21 protein-coding genes are annotated in these 25,188 nt (G+C 32.8%); 9 read left to right on the forward strand and 12 right to left on the reverse strand.

Going from position 1 to position 25,188, the window contains the following annotated elements; genetic code table 11:
* Positions 1-133 precede the first annotated feature (133 nt).
* Together MBM09_RS10695 and MBM09_RS10700 are read left to right on the forward strand one after the other, a co-directional pair.
* On the forward strand, positions 134-2,029 hold the full coding sequence (locus MBM09_RS10695; protein WP_238673719.1) for a tetratricopeptide repeat protein: 1,896 nt from the start codon (positions 134-136) through the stop codon (positions 2,027-2,029).
* Between the two features lie 35 nt (positions 2,030-2,064).
* Entirely contained in the window at positions 2,065-2,481 is a 417-nt protein-coding gene (locus tag MBM09_RS10700) for a thiol-disulfide oxidoreductase DCC family protein (protein ID WP_238676331.1), read from the forward strand.
* Between the two features lie 284 nt (positions 2,482-2,765).
* Here MBM09_RS10700 and MBM09_RS10705 read toward each other — a convergent pair whose 3' ends face one another.
* Positions 2,766-3,065 (reverse strand): GIY-YIG nuclease family protein, encoded by a 300-nt coding sequence (locus MBM09_RS10705; RefSeq protein ID WP_238673720.1) that lies wholly within the window; start codon positions 3,063-3,065, stop codon positions 2,766-2,768.
* A 626-nt stretch (positions 3,066-3,691) separates the two neighbouring features.
* Here MBM09_RS10705 and MBM09_RS10710 point away from each other — a divergent pair.
* The 5 genes from MBM09_RS10710 to MBM09_RS10730 all read left to right on the forward strand — a co-directional run bounded on the left by MBM09_RS10710 (position 3,692) and on the right by MBM09_RS10730 (position 9,508).
* A complete protein-coding gene (locus MBM09_RS10710; protein ID WP_238673721.1) occupies positions 3,692-5,455 on the forward strand; it encodes a serine hydrolase in 1,764 nt (587 codons plus the stop codon).
* Between the two features lies 1 nt (position 5,456).
* Positions 5,457-6,662, forward strand: a complete 1,206-nt coding sequence (locus MBM09_RS10715) for a serine hydrolase (protein ID WP_238673722.1) — start codon at positions 5,457-5,459, stop codon at positions 6,660-6,662.
* A gap of 229 nt (positions 6,663-6,891) precedes the next feature.
* Positions 6,892-7,452 carry a hypothetical protein gene (locus MBM09_RS10720; RefSeq protein ID WP_238673723.1) on the forward strand — a complete coding sequence of 187 codons (561 nt, stop codon included), beginning with the start codon at positions 6,892-6,894 and terminating at the stop codon, positions 7,450-7,452.
* 214 nt (positions 7,453-7,666) lie between these two features.
* A complete protein-coding gene (locus MBM09_RS10725) occupies positions 7,667-8,233 on the forward strand; it encodes a hypothetical protein (RefSeq protein ID WP_238673724.1) in 567 nt (188 codons plus the stop codon).
* Between the two features lie 81 nt (positions 8,234-8,314).
* Positions 8,315-9,508 (forward strand): serine hydrolase, encoded by a 1,194-nt coding sequence (locus MBM09_RS10730; protein WP_238673725.1) that lies wholly within the window; start codon positions 8,315-8,317, stop codon positions 9,506-9,508.
* A 65-nt stretch (positions 9,509-9,573) separates the two neighbouring features.
* Here the strand turns inward: MBM09_RS10730 and MBM09_RS10735 are convergent, their stop codons facing one another.
* From MBM09_RS10735 to aroC, 10 genes are all read right to left on the reverse strand, one after another.
* A complete protein-coding gene (locus MBM09_RS10735; protein WP_238673726.1) occupies positions 9,574-10,734 on the reverse strand; it encodes a flavohemoglobin expression-modulating QEGLA motif protein in 1,161 nt (386 codons plus the stop codon).
* 5 nt (positions 10,735-10,739) lie between these two features.
* A complete protein-coding gene (locus MBM09_RS10740; protein WP_238673727.1) occupies positions 10,740-11,570 on the reverse strand; it encodes an N-formylglutamate amidohydrolase in 831 nt (276 codons plus the stop codon).
* Position 11,571: 1 nt separating this feature from the next.
* Positions 11,572-12,738 (reverse strand): sulfurtransferase, encoded by a 1,167-nt coding sequence (locus MBM09_RS10745; protein WP_238673728.1) that lies wholly within the window; start codon positions 12,736-12,738, stop codon positions 11,572-11,574.
* 100 nt (positions 12,739-12,838) lie between these two features.
* Positions 12,839-13,879: a glutathione synthase gene (gene gshB / locus MBM09_RS10750; protein WP_238673729.1), complete on the reverse strand. Its 1,041-nt coding sequence runs from the start codon at positions 13,877-13,879 to the stop codon at positions 12,839-12,841.
* Between the two features lie 36 nt (positions 13,880-13,915).
* Entirely contained in the window at positions 13,916-15,241 is a 1,326-nt protein-coding gene (locus MBM09_RS10755) for a dicarboxylate/amino acid:cation symporter (protein WP_238673730.1), read from the reverse strand.
* A gap of 253 nt (positions 15,242-15,494) precedes the next feature.
* Positions 15,495-16,433, reverse strand: coding sequence for a family 43 glycosylhydrolase (locus MBM09_RS10760; protein ID WP_238673731.1), 939 nt, complete (start codon positions 16,431-16,433; stop codon positions 15,495-15,497).
* Positions 16,434-16,811: 378 nt separating this feature from the next.
* Complete coding sequence (locus MBM09_RS10765) at positions 16,812-17,507, reverse strand: DUF2007 domain-containing protein (protein ID WP_238673732.1); 696 nt, start codon at positions 17,505-17,507, stop codon at positions 16,812-16,814.
* 35 nt (positions 17,508-17,542) lie between these two features.
* Positions 17,543-18,361 (reverse strand): hypothetical protein, encoded by an 819-nt coding sequence (locus MBM09_RS10770; protein ID WP_238673733.1) that lies wholly within the window; start codon positions 18,359-18,361, stop codon positions 17,543-17,545.
* 152 nt (positions 18,362-18,513) lie between these two features.
* Positions 18,514-18,831, reverse strand: coding sequence for a hypothetical protein (locus tag MBM09_RS10775; RefSeq protein WP_238673734.1), 318 nt, complete (start codon positions 18,829-18,831; stop codon positions 18,514-18,516).
* Between the two features lie 412 nt (positions 18,832-19,243).
* Entirely contained in the window at positions 19,244-20,302 is a 1,059-nt protein-coding gene (aroC, locus tag MBM09_RS10780) for a chorismate synthase (RefSeq protein WP_238673735.1), read from the reverse strand.
* 370 nt (positions 20,303-20,672) lie between these two features.
* Here aroC and MBM09_RS10785 point away from each other — a divergent pair, with 370 nt between their 5' ends.
* The gene (locus tag MBM09_RS10785) at positions 20,673-21,539 is read left to right on the forward strand and encodes a UDP-2,3-diacylglucosamine diphosphatase (RefSeq protein WP_370569660.1); all 867 of its coding nucleotides are present in this window, start codon (positions 20,673-20,675) and stop codon (positions 21,537-21,539) included.
* Here the strand turns inward: MBM09_RS10785 and MBM09_RS10790 are convergent.
* Positions 21,536-24,445, reverse strand: a complete 2,910-nt coding sequence (locus tag MBM09_RS10790; RefSeq protein WP_238673737.1) for an FAD-binding and (Fe-S)-binding domain-containing protein — start codon at positions 24,443-24,445, stop codon at positions 21,536-21,538. The genes MBM09_RS10785 and MBM09_RS10790 overlap by 4 nt on opposite strands.
* A gap of 134 nt (positions 24,446-24,579) precedes the next feature.
* Between MBM09_RS10790 and MBM09_RS10795 the strand changes: the two genes are divergently transcribed.
* The gene (locus MBM09_RS10795; protein ID WP_238673738.1) at positions 24,580-25,074 is read left to right on the forward strand and encodes a hypothetical protein; all 495 of its coding nucleotides are present in this window, start codon (positions 24,580-24,582) and stop codon (positions 25,072-25,074) included.
* Positions 25,075-25,188: the final 114 nt, after the last annotated feature.

Consider the following 25,188-nt stretch of genomic DNA (forward strand, 5'->3'; position numbering starts at 1 on the left):
AATTCAAGTCTATTGTTTTAAAATCTAATTATAAATAGACAAACAGAGGACGACACAACTTTTCTAAACGATACCAACCTACATTTCGAACGCTTATAATATTTATCTTAGTACCAGCTAATTAACAAATATTATGAGAAATCTACTTGCAATTTTTATTGCTTTCATTTTTATAAATGAAACTGCAGTTGCTCAAAACACAAAACTGATAGATAGTTTAAGAACTGAACTTAAACAGCATAAAAAGGACGATTCTTTAAAAGTTATTATCCTTACCAAACTTCATGAAAAACTGATGTTTTCTAAACCCGAAGAAGCTAAAATGTATGCTCACATGGAATTGGATATTTCAAAAAAAATAGACTACAAAAAAGGTATAGCTGTTGGCAATATGCATTTGGGAAATTATCATGGTAATAGAAGTGAAAACGATTCTGCCCTATTCTATTACGAAAAAGCAAAAACCATGTTTACAGAAATTAACCAAACCAGAGGAATCATATTTGTAAATCATTCGTTATCAGATATCACAAGATTAAAAGGCGACTTAGATGGCGCAATAAAAATATCTAAAGAAACTCTAGAGCTAATAAAAACGCATGAAAAGGAAGGCGATTTAAAAACAAAATTTATAGGCGCACAGCACAATGCCTTATCCAATATTTATATAGAAAAAGGTAATTATAAAATTGCACTTATCGAGGCGTTTAAAGCGCTAAAATGCTTTGAAGATATAAACCACGAAACTAGAAAAGCTGATGTTTTAAAACAAATTGGCGATATTGAAAGTGGACTTGGAAATCATGAGGCATCAATAGATTATTTTAACCAAGCTATAGAAATTTATGAGCGCTTTGAAGATAAAATGTATGCTGCTTATGCTTATAATTCACTCGGTATTTCCTATCAAAATTTAAAAGATTATAACAATGCAACAAAAAATTATGAATTAGCCATTTCATATTCGCGAGAAGTTGAGGATAATTTATCACTATCCAATGCTTTACATAATCAAGCAGAGTTAGAAATTATTAAAAACAACTTTACTGAGGCAAAAAAGTTATTGCTGGACGCCAAAACCATTGCAGAAAAAGAAGACCTTAAACTTAGTTTAGTGAATGCTTATGATGGTTTAGCACAAGTTGATTATCAAACTAATATATTTTTAGAAGCTTTAAATAATAACCAAAAAGCGATTGAAATAGCCAAATCTATTGGTACACTCTCGCATTTAAAAGACCTTTACAAATACCGTTCTAAGATTTTACAAAGCTTAAATAATAATTCTGAAGCACTTTTATATTTAGAATCCTATCAAAAGCTTAACGATAGCTTATTCAATACTACAAAATCGCAACAAATTGAAGAGCTAAAAACTATTTACGAAACCGAGAAAAAAGAAACAGAAATTGCTTTACAACAAAAAGAGATTGAAACTTTAAATCAGGAAGTTGAAATAAGCAATTTACGTAAAGGGCTTTATGCTGGTGGTATGTTTACCTTTGTTGCAGTTTCAGGATTGTTGTTTTTTGGATTTAAACAGCGTATGAAGAAAAACAAAATTGAACGCGAAAAACAAGAAGCTATTTACAAACAGGAAATTGCCTTTAAAAAGAAAGAATTAGCATCGCAAACGCTTCATTTGGTTCAAAAAAGCACATTTATACAAGAATTAAAAGAGAATTTGGAAAAAATAAAACAATCGCCTCAACTATTTAAAGTCGAGTTCAGGCGTTTAGTTATGTTGCTTAAAAAAGAAAGTGCCGAAGATAAAGATTGGGAAGTCTTTAAATCTTATTTCTCTGAAGTACACAACAATTTTGATAATAAGCTTAAAGAAATCTATAACAACATTAATGAAAAAGAAATAAGACTCGCTTCTTTTATACGTATGAACCTATCTACAAAAGAAATTGCATCGATGCTTAACGTATTACCAGAAAGTGTTTTAAAGAGCAAATATCGTCTTAAAAAGAAGCTTAATTTAGATAAGGAAACCGATTTAAATGTCTTTTTAAGTAATCTGTAAAGTAGTATATTTACATTGTCATTATGAGCCTATTTATGATAAATCTACCTAAACATAAAAAGCTAATTCTGTTTGATGGGGTTTGCAACCTATGCAACTCTTCTGTGCAATATGTTATAAAACACGACAAGAAAAATCGGTTTATGTTTGCTGCATTACAAAGTGAGGTTGGTAAAAGCATTATTGAAAAATTCAATATAGATACCCAAAAAACAGATTCTATTTTATTGTACTCACCAGAAAAAGGTATCGATTACAAAAGTACAGCAGCTTTAAAAATTGCGTATCACTTGGGGTTTCCTATTAGTTTAATGAGTGTGTTTTTTATAGTTCCAGCATTTATTCGCAATTGGGTTTACGATGTTATAGCTAAAAATCGCTACAAGTGGTTTGGTAAAAAATCGGCTTGTATGATTCCTACTCCAGAGCTTAAAAGTAAATTTTTAGAGTAAAAATTAGTCATATTAAAGCTTACTAAAAGTCATGTCGAAATGAGGAACGATTGAGACATCACATATTCATTGTAAAACCACTGTTATGGGATTTCTCATTGCATTCGAAATGACTAAATCAAACTAATCAACCTAATCAAATCAACAAGTCATGTCGAATGAGGCACGATTGAGACATCACACTTATCTAAAACACTGCTATGTGATTTCTCCCTAAGGTCGAAATGACTAATTAATTTCAATTTGTTTTAATAACTACCAGAAGAGACATGACATAAACAACCTTAAAATACTTGATTGTTTAACGTTTCCCATTTGGGGTTAAAATCACTTATCAATTTATTCTTCTTTTCTCTTCTCCATTTTTTTAGTTCTTTCTCTCTTGCAATAGCTTGCTTGGGAAAATCAAAAACCTCATAATAAACTAAATAAACACAACCATATTTACCTGCAAAAGATTTTTTTGCGTTAATACTATCAAAATGATGTTGAGATAATCTTCGTTGAATGTTATTGGTAAAGCCTATATACAGTGTGGTTCTGTATTGATTTGTAGTTATATAAATATAATAATTATGTAGCATGCTTAAAATTATAACTTTTTTGTTGATTTTACTTTTAGTTGAGTATTATGTAATTTTTCATTGTGTTCTAAATGACAAAAGTTACCAACAAGTCATGTCGACATGAGGAACGATTGAGACATCACATAGTTTTGTAAAACCACTGTTATGTGATTTCTCTCTTCGTTCAAAATGACTAAAGTTATCTAACAAGCACTTATTTAAATATTTCTAAAATGACTAAACCAAACACAAAGAGCAAAATAAACCCAACAAGTCATGTCGAAATGAGGTACGATTGAGACATCGCATAGTTTTGCGAAACCACTGATATGGGATTTCTCTCTTCGTTCGAAATGACTAGAGTTATCTAACAAGCACTTATTTAAATATTTCTAAAATGACTAAATCAACCTAAACAGCCAAATCAAAACAACTAGTCATGTCGATATGAGGCACGATTGAGACATCACATTTACCTAAACTACTGTTATGCGATTTCTCCCTAAGGTCGAAATGACTTAAAACAAAAAAACCACCTTATTTAACTAAAATTCAATAACTTGCAATAATTACACCTCGTTTTTGTAACGAAACAACCATTTGGTACGTCCAACTTAAAACCATAATCAATCAAAATTTACAATATGAAATCACATTCAAACTTCTCTAGATTAAAAATGGGATTTTTAACACTAGCATTACTACTAATAAGCAGCATTGGTTTTGCTCAAAACAAAGCAGAACAAATAGAAAACCTCATCAACAAATATGTGGAATATGGCAAATTTAACGGCTCCGTTTTGGTTTCAGATCAAGGCAAAGTTGTATTTAAAAAAGGATTTGGAATGGCGAATATGGAATGGGACATTCCTAACCAATCCAACACCAAACACCGTTTAGGCTCCATTACCAAACAATTTACTGCAATGCTTATTCTGCAATTGGCAGCCGAAGGTAAATTAGACTTACAAGCGCCAATCACCACCTATTTACCAGATTACCCAAAAGCTACGGGCGACAAAATTACCACACACCATTTGCTTACACACACCGCTGGAATACCAAACTACACGTCTTTTCCTGGGTTTTTTAAAGACGAAAGCCGAAACCCATACAAACCGGTAGATTTCACCGAAAAATTTTCAGGTAAAGATTTAGAGTTCGAACCTGGAGAACGTTTTAACTACAGCAACTCAGGCTATTTTCTTTTGGGTGTTATCATTGAAACACTATCTGGTAAAACTTACGAGCAAATGCTTCATGATAAGATTTTTAAACCACTTAACATGAACGACACGGGTTACGACAATCATGACGATATTTTAAAAAACAGAGCCACTGGCTACGAAAAAGAAGGTGGTAAACTTATAAACTCCAAATATTTAGACATGAGCATTCCTTACGCTGCTGGTTCTATGTATTCTACCGTAGAAGATTTATACCTCTGGGATCAAGCTTTGTACACCAACAAACTGTTACCACAAAAATATATGGATATGTATTTTAAAGGCTACATTCAAGCCTTTGGTAATGCAAAATACGCTTACGGTTGGGGCGTTGGCTACGATAAAATCGGGACGTCCAACGATAGTATTTACACCATTGGTCATGGTGGTGGTATAAACGGGTTTAACACCAATATATCCAGAGCAACGCAAGATAAATCGTTAGTGGTGTTGTTAAACAATACCGGTGGCGCTCCGTTAAACGAAATGACGCAATCTATACGCGGTATTTTACATGGTAAGCCTTACGATATGCCTAAAAAATCGGTAGCTACAGAACTTCTTGATGCTATTCATAAACAAGGCATTGAAGCAGGAATTGCACGTTATAACGCCATTAAAGACTCTAAAACGTATAATTTAAATGAAGGTGAAATGAATAGAATTGGCTACCAGCTTATGGGTGAAGACAAAACTGAAGAAGCCGCAGAAGTATTTAAATTAAATATTGAAGCCTTCCCAAAGTCATCTAACGTGTACGATAGTTATGCCGAAGCCTTAATGAATTTAGGCCAAAACGAATTGGCTATTAAACATTACAAAACCTCGGTAACTATGAACCCTAATAACACCAACGGTATAGAGCAATTAAAAAAACTGGGCGCCGATGTAAGCGAATTTGAAAAAGAAATAATTATAAACGATGCTATTTTAGAAAGCTATGTCGGCAAATACCAGCTTATGCCTAATTTTATAATTACCATTACTAAAGAAGACAAGCAAATGAAAGCACAAGCCACAGGGCAACCACAGTTTGATATTTACCCGAAAACAGAACATGAGTTTTACCTAAAAGTGGTAAATGCACAACTTACTTTTAATAAAAACGACGCTGGCATTGTAGAAAGTGTAACGCTTTTTCAAGGTGGGCAAGAACTTACAGGTAAACGTGTAGAAGAATAATATGAAATATTTAACTACCATCATTATACTTTGCACGCTTGTAGGCTGTTCAAAAACAATCAAAACAAACCAAATTCAACGTATAGATGGTTCATCAATATCAGAAACACAATTAGACGAGCAAATTAAAACTCTTGTTGACACCGCCAATGTAACAGGATTAACGGTTACCATTTTTAATCAAGATACGATTGCCTATCAAAAGGCATTTGGGTATTCAAATTTTAATAAAAAAGATAGTTTAAATATTAACCACGTATTCTATGGCGCTTCTTTAAGTAAATCTGTTTTTGGTTATATAGTTGCGCAACTGGCTAACGAAGGTATTATAGACCTCGATAAACCTTTACAAGACTATTTAGATATTCCTCTTCCTAAAATGGAATTTGATAGAACATGGCGAGGTTTTGGAAATCTTGAAAATGATGACCGATATAAAGATATAACCGCACGAATGTGTTTATCGCATACCACAGGTTTTCCTAATTGGAGATGGATTAGCAGAACCAACCAATTTCAACCAGAGGTAGAAACAATTCATTTTTATTTTGACCCCGGAACCGAGTATAGTTATTCTGGAGAAGGCATTAGATTGCTACAAATAGTCGTTGAAAAAATCACAGGAATCGGGCTAGAGCAATTGGCTAAAGAACGTGTTTTCGAGCCTTTAGGTATGGATATGACGAGCTATATATGGCGCGAGCGTTTTGAAAACAAGTATTGTTATGGGCACACAACAGCACAAAAAGTAATTGATAAAGACACCGAAGATGACGCTGGAGCTGCAGGTTCTATGGAGACAACGCCCGTTGATTATTCAAAATTTCTATCAAAAATAATGGCATTGAGCTCACAAAACTCTAATGTAACTAATTTAATGTTTACACCCAATATTCGCATTACTTCAAAGAAACAATTTGGGCAAGAAGCCATGGAAAAAACAAATGCCAACGATAGTATAGCTTTAAGTTACGGTTTAGGTTGGGGTTTATTAAAATCGCCATATGGTGATGGTTATTTTAAAGAAGGTCATGGCGAAGGCTTCCAGCACTATTCAATTATATTTCCTGAAAAGCGTATTGGTATACTTTTAATGTCTAATAGTGATAATGCCGAAAGTATCTTTAAGGATGTATTAGCATTAGGAATTGCAGATACATACACGCCTTGGTATTGGGAAGACTATATTCCTTATAACATGAAATAGACGTACTGTAATACCATTACAAATAAAAATAGTTTTTTATGCAAACCCGATAAACACCTCACCTATTTTTAGTGCGGTGTTTTTTATGTTTATAACTCTTAACAATTACGTAGAAGTACTTATGTGTTTTCTGACAATAAAATTTTAAATTAGCTTACCAGTGGATATGAATCATTGAAACATATTCATATCTGATCGTTAGCAAAAATTATGAAAAAAAACCTAGCCAATGAATTTTCCTAGTTTACCAACTGATAATCTTTATAAATTTATTTCAATATTTGGATTAACAATTCTGGTTTTTTCTCAAATATGGAAATTTCAAGTCGACAAAGAAGCATTTAGATTAGGTTCTAGCATAATTTCAGACGAAGCGGAATTATCTATAATAAAAAGTGATATGATTTCAACTGATTCTTTTATTGAAAAAAGAAAAAGAATATATCAACGCGAAGAAAAAGACTCAATAAGTGTAGACAGTACGTTTCTTAATAAATTGCTTGAGGACAAAAAAAGACTTGAATATGAAAAAGCGGAACTAGCCAACAAATACAATGAAAAGGTTACTGAAGCCAATAGAAACCTTGAAGATTTCTCTGGATGGATGAAACTAACCAATCGAGGTTGGCTTTTTATTGTTATGAATTTGACAGGAACGATTCTGTTTTTCTCAGGTATGATTTTTTGGTATTTCAAATATCAAAGATATATGGATGCAGAAAAAAAATTAGAGGGCGATAAATTTTTGAAAAAGCTAAAACGTCAAAATAAAACGGATGATAAAAAATAACTTTTTCTAACACCGTGTATAATTAATTGATTGGTCACTGCCGACTTACGAACATTCCTGCGGAATATTCTATCTGTGATTTATTTGCTAAATTAGGTGTTTAACCACGCAACTAACTATACACAATCACGATAAGCGCAACACCTAAAGATTAATGACTCGTTCTAACCAAATCATAACCTAAAAACTGTATCACTTTCGAAAAAAAACATAAATGAATAAAATTATTATACTAACATTGTTCTTGATTATGGGCTTTATGTCCTGTAAAAACTCTGAAAAACAGATTAACAACATTGAAATCGCAAAGGATTTTTATACCGTTTTAAATAATTACAACTATTCAACAATCCCTTTATTAATAAAAGATAGCATCCGGACTAAAGAAGGGAGTTACAAAAAGACTTTTTCACAAAATGATTTTATTGAGCTATTAAAATGGGACTCAGTTTTTAAACCTCAATACACTATTCTTAAAATTGAAGAAGAAAATGGCGTAGTTAAAGCAAGAATTTCTAAAAAAGACAAAAGAATACTATTTCTTCATGAAGCACCTATTGTAACTAATGAAGTCATCACCTTTACCGAAGGCAAAATAAAAAGTGTAGAAATAACCGATTACGCTGTATTTAATGATACGGTATTTAGTAAGAACAGAAATAAACTATTAAGTTGGATTGATGAAAATCACCCAGAATTAAACGGTTTTATACACGACCAAACTAAAACTGGCGGCTTAAAGTATTTAAAAGCACTCGATTTCTACGAAAAAGAAAATTAACGTGTTGCAACGAAGTATCGGAACAAATTTATATCTTAACCCTTATCAATAAGTACAGAAACACAAATTAAATAAAAGTAAATGAAAAACATAGCACTTATTTTAGCCTTAATCTTATGCTACTCTTGCCAAAAGAGCAAGAATGAAAAAACGAATTATGCAGCAACCAATGCTATAGATAAAGAAATGGACAGTTTGTATAATATTGGCATATTTAATGGGTTTTCAGCTACTGTAGTAGATAGCACAGGAATTATCTATAATCAAGGGTTTGGGTATTCTGATAGAGTCACAAAGAAAAAATATACTAAAAATACTATTATTAATATCGCTTCAGTTTCCAAAATGTTTATTGGTATGGCACTTTTAAAAGCTCAAGATATGGGTGTTCTTAAATTAGATGACCCAATCAATAAGTATTTACCGTTTAATGTTGTAAACCCAAATTATCTAGATGAATTAATTACTATTAGGCAATTAGCTACACATACAAGTTCTATTGTTGATACCGATATTTATATGGAAACCTGTTATATCAATAAAGATGATGTCTCTATTGATGAAAATCTTAAAAGGTATGAATTGTATTATCAAAATCCATCAGAAGACTGGATGCCATTAAAAGATTATTTAACTAAACTTTTAAAAAAAGATGAAGTGTTTTACAATGCTTCTACTTTTTCAAATAAAAAACCAGGAGAAATTTTTGAATATACTAATATAGGAGCAGCTTTATGTGCTTTAATTATAGAATTAGCTGCAAACAAACCTTTTAATGAGTTTACCAAAGAACATATTTTTAAACCATTAAAAATGTCTTCAACAAGTTGGTTTTTCGAAGATGTAGATAGTACTAACTATTCAAAATTATATTATGATGACTTAGAGTTGCCTTACTATAAAATCCTTTCTTATCCAGATGGTGGTCTCATTTGCTCTAGCACAGATTTAGGAAAATTTCTATTTGATTTAATAAAAGGGTATTCTGGTAATGGTGCTATCTTAAGTTCTGATAGTTATAAAGAGTTTTTCAAATCTCAATTAAATGAAAGTGCTTTTGAAAATAAAAAAAATTATAATGTAGGTATTTTTACTGAAAAAGAATTATCATATAATGTCGTTGGTCATAGCGGTGGTGACCCAGGAACAAACACCATGTTATTTATTAATACAGAAACCAAAAAAGGAAGAATATTTATTGCTAACACAGATTCTAAAAAAGAAAATAGCCATGAAGTTATGTTTAAGATTTGGGATACTATGGATAAGTATTAAAATAGTAAGATAGTAATACCGTCTATAAATAACGCATCACTTTTGTTTTTAACCAATGAATAATACTACTTTAAACTCCTTAAAATAAAATCTACCGTTTTATTGGTGTTTTTATTTTCAGCATACGCATCAGTAATGTGTTTTGCTGGTAACGCTAATTCTTTTTTAATTAAAGATTGTATTTCATCTGCATACTCCAAGGTTACTTTACCTGTAAGCAGTAAGCTTAAATCTTTACCAGAATGGTAGTAATCGTAAATCTTTTTAAGGCCTGTTAAATACAAATAGTCTTTTGTAAAACCGCCACCTCTATGCGCTCTTACGGTAATATAAAACGCTTCTTCGCGCTCTAAATCGTATTGGTTGTGCAACATCCTAAAGGTTCTGGAAAACGAGTAGCCTTTGGCTAAACTATCTACCGCAATTACACGATACGCCAATTCTTTTAAGCGTGTAACGGTTAAATTATTGCTCATATACTCTGCAAAAACCGCTAATCCTTCTTGGGTTTCTTCGTTATTAGGGAAGCCATGAGAAAAAATGCGTAACGGGTGCAACATACCATTCATAGTGGTTACCATGTGCACACCAATTTCATGATTGGTTAATACCGCAATTTCATTATCAGAATAGGTGTAATGCGAATTTAACACCAAGGTTTGTATGTTGTTTAATACCATAGCAATGGCCGACATTTTATCACTCTGTTTTATGCTATAGCTAAAATCGTATTTCTTAGAAAAATCTTTAAAAAACACTTCGGCTTCTGTAGCGCTGTATTTAGGTTGAAATACCGGAATATCTTTGTTTTCATCTTCAAAATGCAGAATAAACTTAGCATTCTCCACATCATTTTCGGTAGGTGTACCAAAACAACGCAAGCAGTTGTAATAAAACTTTTTACCGCTGCCAATGGTTTCTATACACTGTATTAACCCAGAATAGGCATAAATAATATCCTCATACAAATTCTTGATTTCGGCATCATCAATTTGCTCTAAAGGCTGCGTAAATAACTTACGGTGTAGTTTAAACTTATCAAAATTAATTGTTGGATACTTAAAAACCGGATCAGTTAAGTATTTAGATGAAAAAAAGCGGGTTTTCTCTTCTTCAATATTGGTTGGATTTACATAGCTTAAAAGCTCTATTTGCTTTACAAGCGCATCTATGTTTTTATCTATTTCTAAAAGTGCTTTGGTAGCCACATTATTATCAGTCTTCATGTTTTCTAACTTTTAAATCTGTCGTACACCTGTGCTGCATGCTCTGGAATACGCGTGATTAATGCTTTCTCAACCGCTGTCACCACTTCTCGGAATATAATTTGCTCATATTCATCGCAATACACTTTGGCTATTTCGGTTGCCAAAACTAAGGTATTTTTAAAGTTCTGGGTAATATATTTTAAAAAATATCCGTTGCCTTGAAAAGTGTCGTTTACTAATGAGGTAGATTTAATCCCGTTTGGAAACTTAATTTCCGAAAGGCTTTGTCGCCAACTTTCTACAACATCACCAAAACGTGCGTTATCAATATTGCTGGTGCCTAAATTCCAAGTAGGCACTTCCCTATCCCAACGTTTCCAGTTATAGCTATGCATATCGTAAACGGTACAAAAGCCAAATTTAGATTCTAAGGTTTTAATTAAGGCATGCACAACTTTGTAAAAGTTAGCATGTTTTTGAAGACTTTTGGCTTTCATGGCTTCAGAAAGTGGTTTGTGCCACAACTGTTTGCCCCAAGCGGTATCAAAAACAGCTTCTTCTGGTGTTCGGTTTAAATCGTATTCAAACCGCGAATCGCAACCTGCAATAACAATGGGATGCGATTTAACCATGTTTTTAGTTTCCGGGTCTTCTTCGTACCAACGCTCGTAAGCTGTGTGTATGCAATTCTCCCAAAGTTCTTTTCTAAATTGATGACCGTCATGCACAGCACCACAGGCATAAGGCACATAGGCATCAATTTTTATGGTAAACGAATAATCTGAAGCCACAGCTTCAAAAATATCTTCGGCTTCTATTTTTTTAATAATTTCTGAAACAGATAAGCACTCCATATTACTTTAAAATCTTTTTAAGGTTGGTGTACACCATGTTTTCCATCTCATCCATTTCGCCATCCGCAAACGCCATAAGTTTAATGTCTGCAAACAAATCTGCCAAATCGTTTCTGTAATAATCATGCGTTTTTACAGCTTCTACAATATGTTGTATGCTTTGGTAATCGTTGTCTTTTTCAAACTGTTCATAAACCCTTGTAAACACCTGTTTATCAACTCTCGATAAAATGTATTCCTTTTCCTTGTAGGTTTCATTTAAATCGGAATGCGCCACAAACAGTAAAATATAGGCTAATAATTCATCTTTTGTCCACGTAGTTGGGTTTTCCATATCATGCGGCACTAAACTGCCCCACTCGGTCCAGGAACCATCATACACCGATATGTTTTTGTATCCAGAAATTTCTGCTCCTAACGCTAAAACACAAGCGGTAATACCTGAACCGCAAGAGAAAATAATGGGTTCGTCATTTTGAGCAACATCATTAAAAATGGTTTTTAGTGCGTCATCTGGCTTTAAAACGCCATCATCTAACAAGTCTGTAAAAGGTATATTTATGGAATTTGGAATGGTTCCTGAACGTAAGCCTGCTCTGGGTTCTGCCTCGATACCTTTAAATCTGTTTTCTGAACGTGCATCAATAATTTTATGAGTGTTGTTTGTTGAAGCTTGTTTTACATCATCAAAAAAATTCATGAACTCAGGATGGAGTTTCGCTGTAAAATTTCCTGTGTTGCCTTGATACTCTGAAGCGTTTTCGGTTGGGTAACCTGCTTTTTTCCAAGCTGGTAATCCGCCACTTAATACCGCTACATTTGTGAAACCAAAGGCTTTAAACAGCCACCAAACGCGTGCGCTTGAGTAAATACCTAAATCGTCATAAACCACAATAGCGCTATCATTATTAATACCTAAAGCACGAGCTTCTTTTTGAAATTGCTCTGGTGATGGAAAGGTATTAGGAAACTCTGCGGACACATCGCTAAACTTCTTTTTAATATCGAAAAATCGAGCGCCAACAATTTGATTTTGTTTTACACTTGAACTATCTCCAACAACTTTTGGAATGGTTCCGTTTAAAACCACTAAGTTTTCAGCATTTAAATTCTTGTGTAGCCATTCTACTGTGACTGCGGGTGAAGTTAAGTTAATGTTTGAGCTCATTTTACGGCTAAATTAATTGTGCGATATCTCAATCGTGCCTCATTTCGAAATGACTGAGAACTGAATATTGTTAGTTTTTAACTATTACTTATTAACTTAATTAAGCGTCTTGCACCGTTTTACGTAATCTTGCGCGCCTGTCAAACGCTTGAAGCTTATCTAAAACTTTCATTTCTAAAAAATCGATGACCTTTTCTTCAATTTTCTTTTTAAGCTTGTAAACTTTATTGATATACGTAATTCCTCCTGGCGACATTACATTTACCTCAACTAATTTTCCTCCAATCACATCTATACCCACAAAATAGAGTCCGTCGTTTACTAATTTAGGTCCAATTTGTTTGCATAAAGCTTTTTCGGCTTTTGATAAGGTGTGTTTTTGAACGCTCCCTCCAGCAGAAACATTAGAACGATGATCGTCGTTTCCTGGTACACGTTTCATAGCGCCAACAGCTTCGCCATTGAGCATTAAAATTCTAACATCGCCTTGGTCTGCACCCTCAATATAATCTTGAAGAATCACATAATTAGATGTTCCGTCACCACTACTATTTATATAGAAATCGAGTAAGGAATTAATATTACTCATCGCCGATTTTTCGATTAAAATAACGCCCGAACCACCAAAACCATTAAGCGGTTTTAGTATCATTTTATCAGATTTTGATTCTTTAATCTGCTTAATCAGATAGTTTTTGTTTTTTGAAACGTGTGTAGCAGGAATAATGTTGCTATGCGCATCGCCAAAAGCAGCAGTGTATAATTTATTATTCGCTTCGCGCATACCTTCTAAAGAATTCATGATAAACACATCGTCTTTCACCGAATCTAAAAAGTTTAGCATGATAGGGTCTAAAGGCGGATTTGCTCTAAAGAAAATCACATCGAAACCAGCAAGCGGAAGCATTTCTTCGCGTAATTCGGCTTTTTTATAAAACGATTTTAATGAACTTGGTGTTTTTTCCATTCTGCCAATAACCATACAATTAGCATTGGTAACGCTATTTCTAATGGTTAAATTTGCTGGTGTACACATAGCTACACCATGATTTCGTTTAACACATTCTTTTATTAAAGCTAAAGTTGTATCGTTTTCCGGATCTATCTCCTGCCATGGATACATGATAAAACAAACGTTCATTTTTATATTTTTAGGTTGAAGTTAAAGTTAAATATTTTATCGCACTTCATCGTAATGGTCATCCCATTCTTTAGGTTGTGGGTCGTGTAATTTATCTAAAGACTTAGCTACAATCATAGACACTGTAGCATCGCCTGTAACGTTTACAACGGTTCTACACATATCCAGAGGTCTGTCTACCGCAAAAATAAGTGCTAGACCAATAGGTAATAATTCTGCTGGAAATCCAATAGATTCTAATACAATTACCAACATAACCATACCTGCACTTGGTACAGCTGCACTACCAATAGAAGCCAATAAAGCTGTTAAAATAATAACCAGTTGATTTGTAAATGTTAAGCCTTCTGGCCAAATTACCTGCATAATAAAAACCGCTGCTATACCTTGGTATAAACTGGTTCCATCCATATTTACAGTTGCACCAACAGGTAGCACAAAACCAGAAACTTCTTTATCTACACCCAAATGCTCCTCTACACGTTCCATAGTTACAGGAAGTGTTGCAGCACTACTACTTGTTGAAAACGCTAAAAGTTGCGCTGGACTTATTTGCTGTAAAAACCACATAGGTGATCTTTTTGTGTAAACACTTATTAAAAACAAGTAAAAAACAATCATTAAAATAAGACCACCAACCACACAAAGTGCATACCATAATAGCTTTATTAGAATATCAGGATCATCAAAAGCAATAATAACATTCGCTAATAATGCAAACACCGCATAAGGTGCAAAAAGCATGATTAAATCTACCATTTTCATAACCACCTCGTTGAGTGAATCGAAGAAATTAACTAAAGGTTTTGCTTTCTTTTCGCCAATTAATAATAGACAAATACCAACAAATAAGGCAAAGAAAATAATCTGTAACATTGATGCATCTGCAAAAGATTGAAAAATATTACTCGGAAAAATATCTACTAGAGCTTGCAACGGACCAGCATCTTTTTGAGCCGATGCTTTCATTAACTTATCGGTTACACCAGCATCATTCTCGTATTTTAATTTAATTTTCTCAATGGTGTCTTGTGGCATACCATTTCCTGGTTTTACAGTATTTACAATAGTTAAACCAATAATAATTGCTACCAAAGTTGTAAAAACATAAATACCAATAGTACGTAAACCCATGGATTTTATTTTTGAGATATCTTTTAAATCTGAAATTCCTTTAATAAGAGACGCCAGAATTAAAGGCACTGCAATAAGCTTTAGAAGATTAATGAAAATGGTACCAAAGGGTGCAATCCAATCGGAAACAAAACCTTTACCACCATCAACGGTATTCATAATAAAACCAAAAATGATTCCGAGAATCATTCCTATAATAATCTTCCAATGTAATGCTAGTTTTTTCATAAGTCTTTCCGAGTCTGTCTAAAAAGTCATTATAGTTTAATTTGTCATGTTGAGCTTGTCGAAACAGATATTGATTGTCAGCAGATTAAAATATTTCGACAAGCTCAATATGACTTAGAAGTTACTTTTTAGACAACCTCCTTTTAGTTCTTTATTTAATTTTTTTAATAAATAGTAAGGCAAGATAAGTATTTTTTGGTTCTCACTAATTACTATATTATTGACTTTTCTGACTTCACAAAAATGACGAAATTTATTTTGTGGGTATTACATTTTGTATGGTGCCGTCTTCGTTGTAAATCAATTTATCAAAACAAATGGATCTGCGAAATGGGTGCGGGCTACCTTTGTGTCCCCAGCCAAATTTTCTTTCTACTTCCGGATGATTTCTATAATACAAATCAGAGTTATGATAAAACATATACCACTCGCCTTTATACTCTACTATAGAGTGATGATTTGTGCCACTATTCATCTTTTCTAGAATAACACCTTTATACTCGAATGGTCCTAAGGGATTATCACTTGTGCAATATTTAATTTCTCCACTTTCTCCAACATAAGACAAGTAGTAAACACCTTTATATTTATGCATCCAAACAGCTTCAAAAAAATCGTCTGTTCCTTCAAGTAAATGCACTTCGCCATCATAAGAGATCATATCTTCGTTAAGCTTTATTGCGTTAACTACCAATTGCCCCATGTACAAATACGCTTGTCCGTCGTCATCAATAAAAGCAGCAGGATCAATAAAATCTCTATTGCAAACTACGCCTTCTGTATCTGTATGAATTAAAGCTTTATCTAACGGGTCTTTAAAATACCCTGTTGGGGAATCACTTACGGCCACACCAATTTTGCTTGCCTCTACAGGATAATAAAAATAGTATTTCCCGTTACGCTTTATACAATCTGGTGCCCAAGCTCGTGTTGATGCCCAACTTAAATCATTTAATGCAAAAGCAACACCGTGGTCTGTCCAGTCTTTCATATTTGTGGTAGAAAACACATGCCAGTCTTTCATAGTAAATTTTACGGCATCATCTTCGTCATGAGACGGATACACATACAACGTATCATTAAAAACCCTTGCAGAAGGGTCGGCAGTATACATGTGTGTTACAAATGGGTTTTGGGCTAAACAAAGGGTTTGAATTAGCAGCAATATTGCGGTTAGTTGAAGTTTAGACATGTTGGTTTTATTAAAGTACTTTCTTTAGACCTTAACAAGATAAGTATTTTTCTATTTGTAGAAAATGAGTTGTTAGTTGGATTTCTTTTTATGTATAGAAAGTTACGTGTTTAAGCAACTAATTTAATAAAGACAAAACGCATATAAAATTCGTGAGGATTTTGGTAAGTTGGTTAGAACTAGTAAAAATATATATATCTAGTTAGTACATGTTTTTTTAAGGTTTAAAATCAATTTCACAATCAAAGCAATGACTTTTTCGCTTAAGGAACGGAATTGGAAAACCAACTAAAAGAATAGTCATAGCTATAGCGCTTCTAGATATTTTTGGTCTAGAAACATCCAATGAGCCGCAATTCGGGCATTTTAATTCTTTACTCAATAATAACCGTACTTTAAAGTTGAACAATATATTTTTAGGGAGTCCGAATTTAAAATCAGCTCACTTTGGTTTATTTTGTACTCATACTCTCTTTCTAGAAGAAAGTCTAACGTATCAATTTGTGATATGCTGATAAAACTATTTTCCAGTTTCCAATTTCCATTTATTCGAGGGGAATTAAAACCTGGGAATTGAACATGTCCATTTGCTTGAAAATTTAATTTCTCAAAACATTCTCCTATTAGACGGATTTGTACTTTGTCTGATATTGTATAGGGAACATATTCTTGGTTTTGATAAACTATATATTCTATGCACCATTTTTTTTGGGTTAAAAGTTCTAAATCAGTTGGACGGTTTATATGTAAGTATATGAATGCTGATGAACCTAATACTATAGTAATAGTGACTAATGAAATTAGCAAAAGTTTAATAGTTTTCTGAAATTTTGGGTCGCTAATTCTTTTTTCGACTTTACTTTGTTCGGGTTCTTTACTTTCCCTAATGAGTCCATTTTCCTCTAGAATTAACCTAGCTTTATCCAAATTAGATTCCGCTACCTGAAGTCGAACACCTCCTATTGCTTGTGAGAGAAAATTGTGGGCTTGTACCGTATATTCGTCGAGAACTCTACATTCAATTCCTTCAGATTCCAGTTTAGATTTGACAACCGCTAGTTCTGTTGGGAACATAAAGGTCATTAAAGTTTTAAAATTCTCCAATGTTTTTATTTTTCGTAAAATTCTTTTAAGATAACATTTTTGTCTTCCGTTAATTTTCTCAATTCACTTAAAATATAATATCTATGCATAAATCCACAGAGCACTACAATTTTTTTGCCTTGGTTCTGTTCAGAAATTCGCATTATATTTTTGGCCATTGTTTTATTTCTTAAATCCCAAAAATCACCAGCCAACTGATATCCGTCTCGGTAACTTATTTTTTCACCATTTGGTTTGGTATGAAAACGAGTTGCAAATTCATTTCTTTTATTCGTTATTCTTGTCAGCATTTTATACTGATAATATTGTCTTTCTTCGCAAATGCTATCTGCTGATGGATTGTTGAAGTTTTCGGGGGATTTTGAAGCCAATTCAATTAATGGTTCTAAGAGAGCTTTATATTTATTATGAATTATAGCTTCTGTTTCAGATAATAAACCCACTTTGTTTAAACTATCTATGAGTTTTGTTGTTAATCCATCTGTAGGTCGTGAGCCAATATTTATCCTATATTCATTTCTGCCTTCAAATTCATATGGTCTCAATTTAGCTGTTGGGTATTTTTCAATATATTTTTCAGATGCCATACTTTCATTACTATCTGAAATATTTTTATGTCTAAAATTTGAAGTAAAAAAAGAAGAGTCTAGTTCTTCTAATATAAAATCAGGCTTTACACTTTCTAATATATTGAAAAGAATTTCAGAGTTAAAATTAGGCTCTGGTTTATGAAGTGTTCCAATAACAATTATTTCAGTTGGTTTTTCTGTTTTACAAGATAAAATTGCTATTAAAATCAGTAATATTAGTATTGTTTTATTCATTTATTAATTGTTGCCAGCGGTTTTGTGTATAATTTCGTTTCGTGTTTTAGCAACTAAGTTAGAAAACAAATCACAGATAGAAAATTTTAGCGAAATTTTCGTAAGTCGGCAGTGACCAAGCAATTAATTATACACGGTATAACCATTAGTTTTTATCTAATTACATTTTCAACTCGTTCAACTTTATTCTTGTCATTCAAGAAAATAACAAATTCGTAATGGTCTAACATCGCATAATTATCTGGGTCAGGTACAACATAACAAATTGTGTTTTTAGTCCAACAATCAGTTTTGTATTCAGTTCCTAATAATTCAATTATCTCTTTTTTCGTTTTTCCTTCGAGTTTTTTATTCCTTTCTAAATCATTAACCATTCTATATCTCGTATCAACATTTTCAATCCAGTCTTTTGAATCAAATTCCTTTGATCTTAAAATAGGATTTATTATTCCATAACAAATTCCAATCATTATAGTTGTCCATAAAATAGGCATTAAAAGTGTCGCCAGAATTGAATATAATTTTATGTTTTTGATTTGGATTTTATTTTTCAAAAACTTTCTATATAAATAGTAAGAAGGAATTAAGAAAAGAACCTGAAATACAATAAATATAAAAATCAGTTTAATCATTTTCGGTATTTTGGTCAAATCAATGGCAACTAGCTATATCATAACAAATATATGTTTTTATATAGATAAAGTTCTAGATAACAGATTATTACACGTTTTTTTACAAAGAATTACTATTTGTGTGAGAATTACAAAAACACAATAGGTGATTTAGCCCCGATTGAGGCATTTGTTGAAGCTCTTTTTTATGGATTCCGTAACATAGCGCAGAATGACAAAAAAAAGTGACTGACAAAAGCTAAAAAAACTTCTAATACATTTTGTTAATCAGGTAAAAATCGGCAATAACTAATGCTGCCATGGCTTCTACAATAGGCACTGCACGAGGAACCACACAAGGATCATGACGTCCTTTTCCGTGCATTTGCACCACTTTACCTTCTTTATCGATAGTTTCGTATTCTTGAATAAGCGTTGCTACGGGTTTAAATGCCACATTAAAATAAATGTCCATACCATTGCTTATACCTCCTTGAATACCTCCAGAATAGTTAGTTTTAGTTGTACCATCTGTATTAAAAGCATCGTTATGGTCGCTACCATACATGGTGCTGCCATGAAAACCGCTACCATACTCAAACCCTTTTACAGCGTTTATAGATAACATAGCTTTACCTAACTCAGCATGAAGTTTATCAAACACAGGTTCTCCTAAACCTACAGGTACATTTTTTATAACGCAACTTACAATGCCTCCAACAGTGTCGCCTTTACTGCGTACTTCTTTAATGTAAGTTTCCATTTTTGAAGCCATATCCACGTCTGGACAACGTACAATATTTGATTCTGTTTTAGAAAGGTCTAACTCGGTATGTGGTTTATCTAATTTCATGGTACCAACACCAGAAACGTAGGCTTTAATTTCTATACCTTTAAGCATTTGTTTTGCTATAGCACCAGCAACCACACGACATGCCGTTTCGCGTGCAGAACTACGACCGCCACCACGATAGTCTCTTAATCCGTATTTTTTATCGTAAGTATAATCCGCATGACTTGGTCTGTAACTGTCCTTTATATGCGAATAATCGTGAGATTTCTGATTGGTATTTTCTATTACAAAACCTATGGGTGTTCCAGTAGATTTACCCTCAAAAATACCTGAATGGAATTTTACAGTATCGGGTTCTTTACGTTGCGTAACGATTGCCGACTGCCCAGGCTTTCTTCTATCTAACTCATTTTGAATGAATTCTAAATCTAATTCAATTCCTGGAGGGCATCCATCAATTACACCGCCTAAAGCAGGTCCGTGAGATTCTCCGTAAGTGGTTAAGTTAAATAGTTTTCCGAAGGAATTACCAGCCATAACATATATTTTGGTGCTAAAATAAAGCTTTTTTCTAATTCAACTATCCTAAATATAGTACTTATAGGGTTATTTCATTAATTTATTTTGGAAGTTAAAATCAGGAAGAATTTTCAGAAAAGCATAGTTCGAGGCCATATTGAGCTTGTCGAAATATTTTAACACATTGATAATCAATATCAGTTTCGACAAGCTCAACCTGACATCTGCAAACACAATTACTTTTCCAGTTTCGTTTAGAATATACAATAAGCGTTATAAAATCAATCAATAAAAGGCATAACAATTAATTAACAATATGCTTATATATAGATAATTATAGGATAATGATTACGTAATATTAAAAAGGGTTATTTGTACAAAACTATTTATGCCCAAGTTGAAAATAAAAAGAAAAATAGAAATTGCCGTAATATCAGATGTTCATTTAGGGACATATGGTTGCCACGCAAAACATTTATTAACTTATTTAAACAGTATTGAACCCAAAAAACTTATTCTTAATGGTGATATTGTAGACATCTGGCAATTTAGCAAACGGTACTTCCCAAAATCGCATTTAAAAGTCATTAAAAAAATTATGGATATGGCTTCTGATGGTGTTGAGATAGTTTACATTACTGGAAACCATGATGAAATGTTGCGTAAGTTTAGTGGAACCACGATTGGTAAAATTTCGATTGTAGATAAACTGGTTTTAAAACTTGATGGCAAAAAAGCGTGGTTTTTTCATGGTGATGTATTTGATGTTTCTATACAAAACGCCAAATGGCTTGCTAAACTTGGTGGCTATGGTTATGATTTGCTAACGTTGTTAAACCGACTTGTAAATTGGTATTTAGAAAAACGTGGTAAGGAGCGTTATTCACTATCTAAAAAAGTAAAGAATGGTGTTAAAGGCGCCATTAAATACATTAATGACTACGAAAAAGTAATTTCTGAATTGGCTATAGAAAATGGTTACGACTATGTTGTTTGCGGACACATACACCAACCTAAAATGGAATGTATTGAGAATAAACATGGAAATACCATGTACTTAAATTCTGGAGATTGGGTTGAAAATTTTACAGCTTTAGAATATCAGTTTAAACGTTGGAAAATCTACAATTACAATAAAGATAAACTAGCACCTTTTATTGTTGATGAAGACATGGAAAATATGGACATCAATAATTTAATTGCAGCTATAACCATAGTTGAACAAACGGAAAAGAAAAAGAAGAAAAAAAGTTAAACCAAAGCCTCTCGTAAAATAGTTATGGGGTGTTTTGCTTCGCGTTGGGTTCCGTCTTTTATTTGATGCCTACAACTGGTTCCGTTTGCAGCAATAACAACTTCTTCGGGAGCTTTTCTAACTGCAGGAAACAAGGTTTGTTCCCCAACTTGCATACTTACCTCATAATGTTCTTTTTCGTAACCAAAACTTCCTGCCATACCACAACAACCACTTGGTATAATAGTAACCTTGTAGTTTTTAGGCAAATTTAAAACCGCAAAACTAGAAAGCTGATTACTCATTGATTTTTGATGACAATGCCCGTGAAACTTAATAGTTTTAGCTTTTAATGTAAATTGCTCTGGTTTTATGTTTCCAAGTTTTATTTCTTGCTGAATAAACTCTTCTATTAAAAAGGTATTTTGTGCTATTGCTTCCGCGGAAGTTTTATCGTTTGCTAATTTTAAATATTCGTCTTTAAACGTATAAATGGCTGAAGGTTCAATTCCAATTAAAGGCGTGTCTTTTGAAATTTTATCCTTAAAAATACTTACATTTTTATTAGCTAAATCTTTGGCTTGTTCTAATAAACCTTTTGATAGGAAAGCACGACCAGATTCTTCATTTTTAAGTACTTCAACTTTGTAGTTTAAAGCTGTTAAAAGCTGTATAGCATCAATACCTATTTGAGTATCTAAATGATTAGTAAATTCGTCGTTAAACAAATAAATTGTTTTAACATAATTAATTTCAACTGATTGGTTTTTAACAGTTTTAAATGATTTATCCAAGCTTTTGTTTGAAATTAAAGGCAAGCTTCTTTCTTTGGCAATTCCAAAAGATTTCTTCAAAACAGAAGACGTAAATCTGTTAGAAAACACAAAATTTGTTATGCTTGGTAATTTACTTCCTAAATTATTTAACTTATTGTTATAAGCAAATAATTTGGTTCGCAAAGGTACTCCATTGGCTTTTTGATATTGATATTGAAACTCTGTCTTTAAACTTGCCACATCTACACTACTTGGGCATTCGCTAGCACAAGCTTTACAGCTTAAGCATAAATCGAAAACCTGTTTTAATTCTTCGTGGTTGAATTTATTGTCTTTATCAGAATTGGTTAAAAACTCACGCAGTGCATTGGCACGAGCTCTTGTAGTATCTTTTTCATTTCTGGTGGCTCTGTAACTTGGGCACATGGTGCCTCCAAATTCTGGTAGTTTCCTACAATCTCCAGAGCCATTACACTTTTCCGCTTCGCGTAAAATACCCAACGATTTTGAAAAATCGAGTAACGTTTCAATTTCTGGTTCTACTCTATCAGCTTCATAACGCAAATTTTTATCCATAGGCAAAACATCAATAATTTTACCTGGATTGAAAATATTATCGGTATCAAAAGCCTTTTTTATGCGTTTTAAGATGTTATAATTTTCCTTCCCAATCATGAGTTCAATAAACTCAGACCGCACAATACCATCTCCATGCTCACCACTCATAGAACCTCTGTATTTCTTAACAAGATGAGCAACATCAGTCGTTATTTTCCTAAATAAAACAAGGTCTTCTGCTTTTTTTAAATTTAAAACTGGACGTAAATGCAACTCTCCCGCCCCAGCGTGTGCATAATAAATGGCTTCTTGATTATAGCCTTTCATAAGCTTTGTAAACTCCGAAATATAATTTGCCAAATCTGGCAATGCAACCGCTGTATCTTCTATACATGCCGCAGATTTTTTATCGCCAATTATGTTTCCCAACAGCCCTAAACCGGCACTTCTAAGTGTGAGCGCTTTATTAATATCATTACCAACAAGCATTGGATAAGCATAACTTAAACCTGAGTTTTTAATTTCTTTTAAAAGATTATTAGCTAAAACTTCTGCTTGTTTTTTATCATTAGCTTTAACTTCACACATTAAAATGGCCTTGGGATCTCCTTCTATAAATTGTCTGTTTTCTTGTTGTGTTTTATTATGCTTTGTACAATCTAAAATGGTTTTATCCATCATTTCACAGGTGTACAAATTATGTTTCATAACCAGTTCTACAGAATTCATACAACTTTCAATACTATCAAAATGAGCAGCAACCATTATACTTTCCTGTGGTGGCAAGGTATCTAGTTTTAAAGTGATTTGAGTTGTAAAGGCCAATGTGCCTTCACTACCGGAAAGCAGTTTACACATATTAAATTTTTCCTCAGAACTAGAAAACACTTCACTTTTAATTAACTCATCAATAGCATACCCTGTATTTCTTCGGTGTATTTCTGGTTTTGGAAAATTTTCTATAATTTGATTTTGAACCGATTCTGAAACAAGTTCAGAATGAATAGCTCTGTATATGTCCCCTTCAAGAGTAGTTAACTTTGTTTTCTCTTTGAATTCTTCTGCAGATAATTCTCCAAAAACAACTTCGCTTCCATCACTTAAAATAGCTTGAATTTCTAAAACCTTATCTCTGGTAACGCCATATTGAATTGATGTTGTGCCAGATGAATTATTTCCAACCATTCCACCAATCATACATCGGTTAGAGGTTGATGTATTAGGACCAAAAAACAACCCAAAAGGTTTTAAATAATTGTTTAGCTCATCGCGTACCACACCCGGTTGTAAGGTAATAGTTTGAGCATCTTCATCAAGCTTTAAAATTTTAGTAAAATGTTTGGAAACATCAACCACAATACCTTCACCAACACATTGTCCTGCTAATGAGGTTCCAGCGGTTCTTGGTATTAAAGCCGTTTTTTGTGCTTTTGCATACCTAATTAGTTGCTTTATATCGTCTATATTTTTAGGATATGCTACAGCTAGTGGTAGCATTCTATAAACCGAAGCATCTGTAGCGTAAATAGATTTTATTAAATCGTCGTAATATAATTCTCCTGATAAGGTTGATTTTAAGTTTTGTAAAGGCATTGAGTTAATAAATCTATTGATTGGATAAATATAAATACAATTTTGGCGTTATTTTTGTAAAGTTATCAGAATATTAAAATGATCTTTTTAAAACAAAAGGTCGTATATCATATTAATCAAAAAACTTTAAACTTATGAAGAAATTATTTTTAACATCAATTGCATTATTAGGTTTTACTTTTTTAACGAACGCTCAAGACATCTCAGAAAACGCTATTGGTTTACGTTTAGGTGATAGCGATGGTTTAGGTGCCGAAATTTCTTATCAACATGCTTTAGGGCAGAACAACCGTTTAGAGGTCGATTTTGGCTGGAGAGATGGTAATAATTATGATGGTTTTAAACTAGCAGGATTATACCAATGGGTTTGGAGTTTAGATGGAAATTTTAACTGGTATGCTGGTGTTGGTGGCGGATTAGGCTCTTTTAGTTTTGATAACCTACCTCCTGGAGTTGATGACAGTGATACATTCATTTTTGCTGCCGGTGATATTGGTATTGAATATAATTTTGATATTCCGTTACTTATATCATTAGACTTTAGACCTGAAATTGGTTTTGGTGACGACTTATATGATAACGATGATTTAGACTTCGATATCGCTCTTGGTATTCGTTATCAGTTTTAATCAAAAATCTTATAAAAAATTAAAAAGCACTCTATAGAGTGCTTTTTTTGATTGTGTTAATTTTTTAATCAATAAAAGAAGCTTAATTTATTATTTAATTTATCTTATGAATAA

The sequence above is a fragment of the Flaviramulus sp. BrNp1-15 genome, from assembly GCF_022259695.1.
GTDB lineage: Bacteria > Bacteroidota > Bacteroidia > Flavobacteriales > Flavobacteriaceae > BrNp1-15.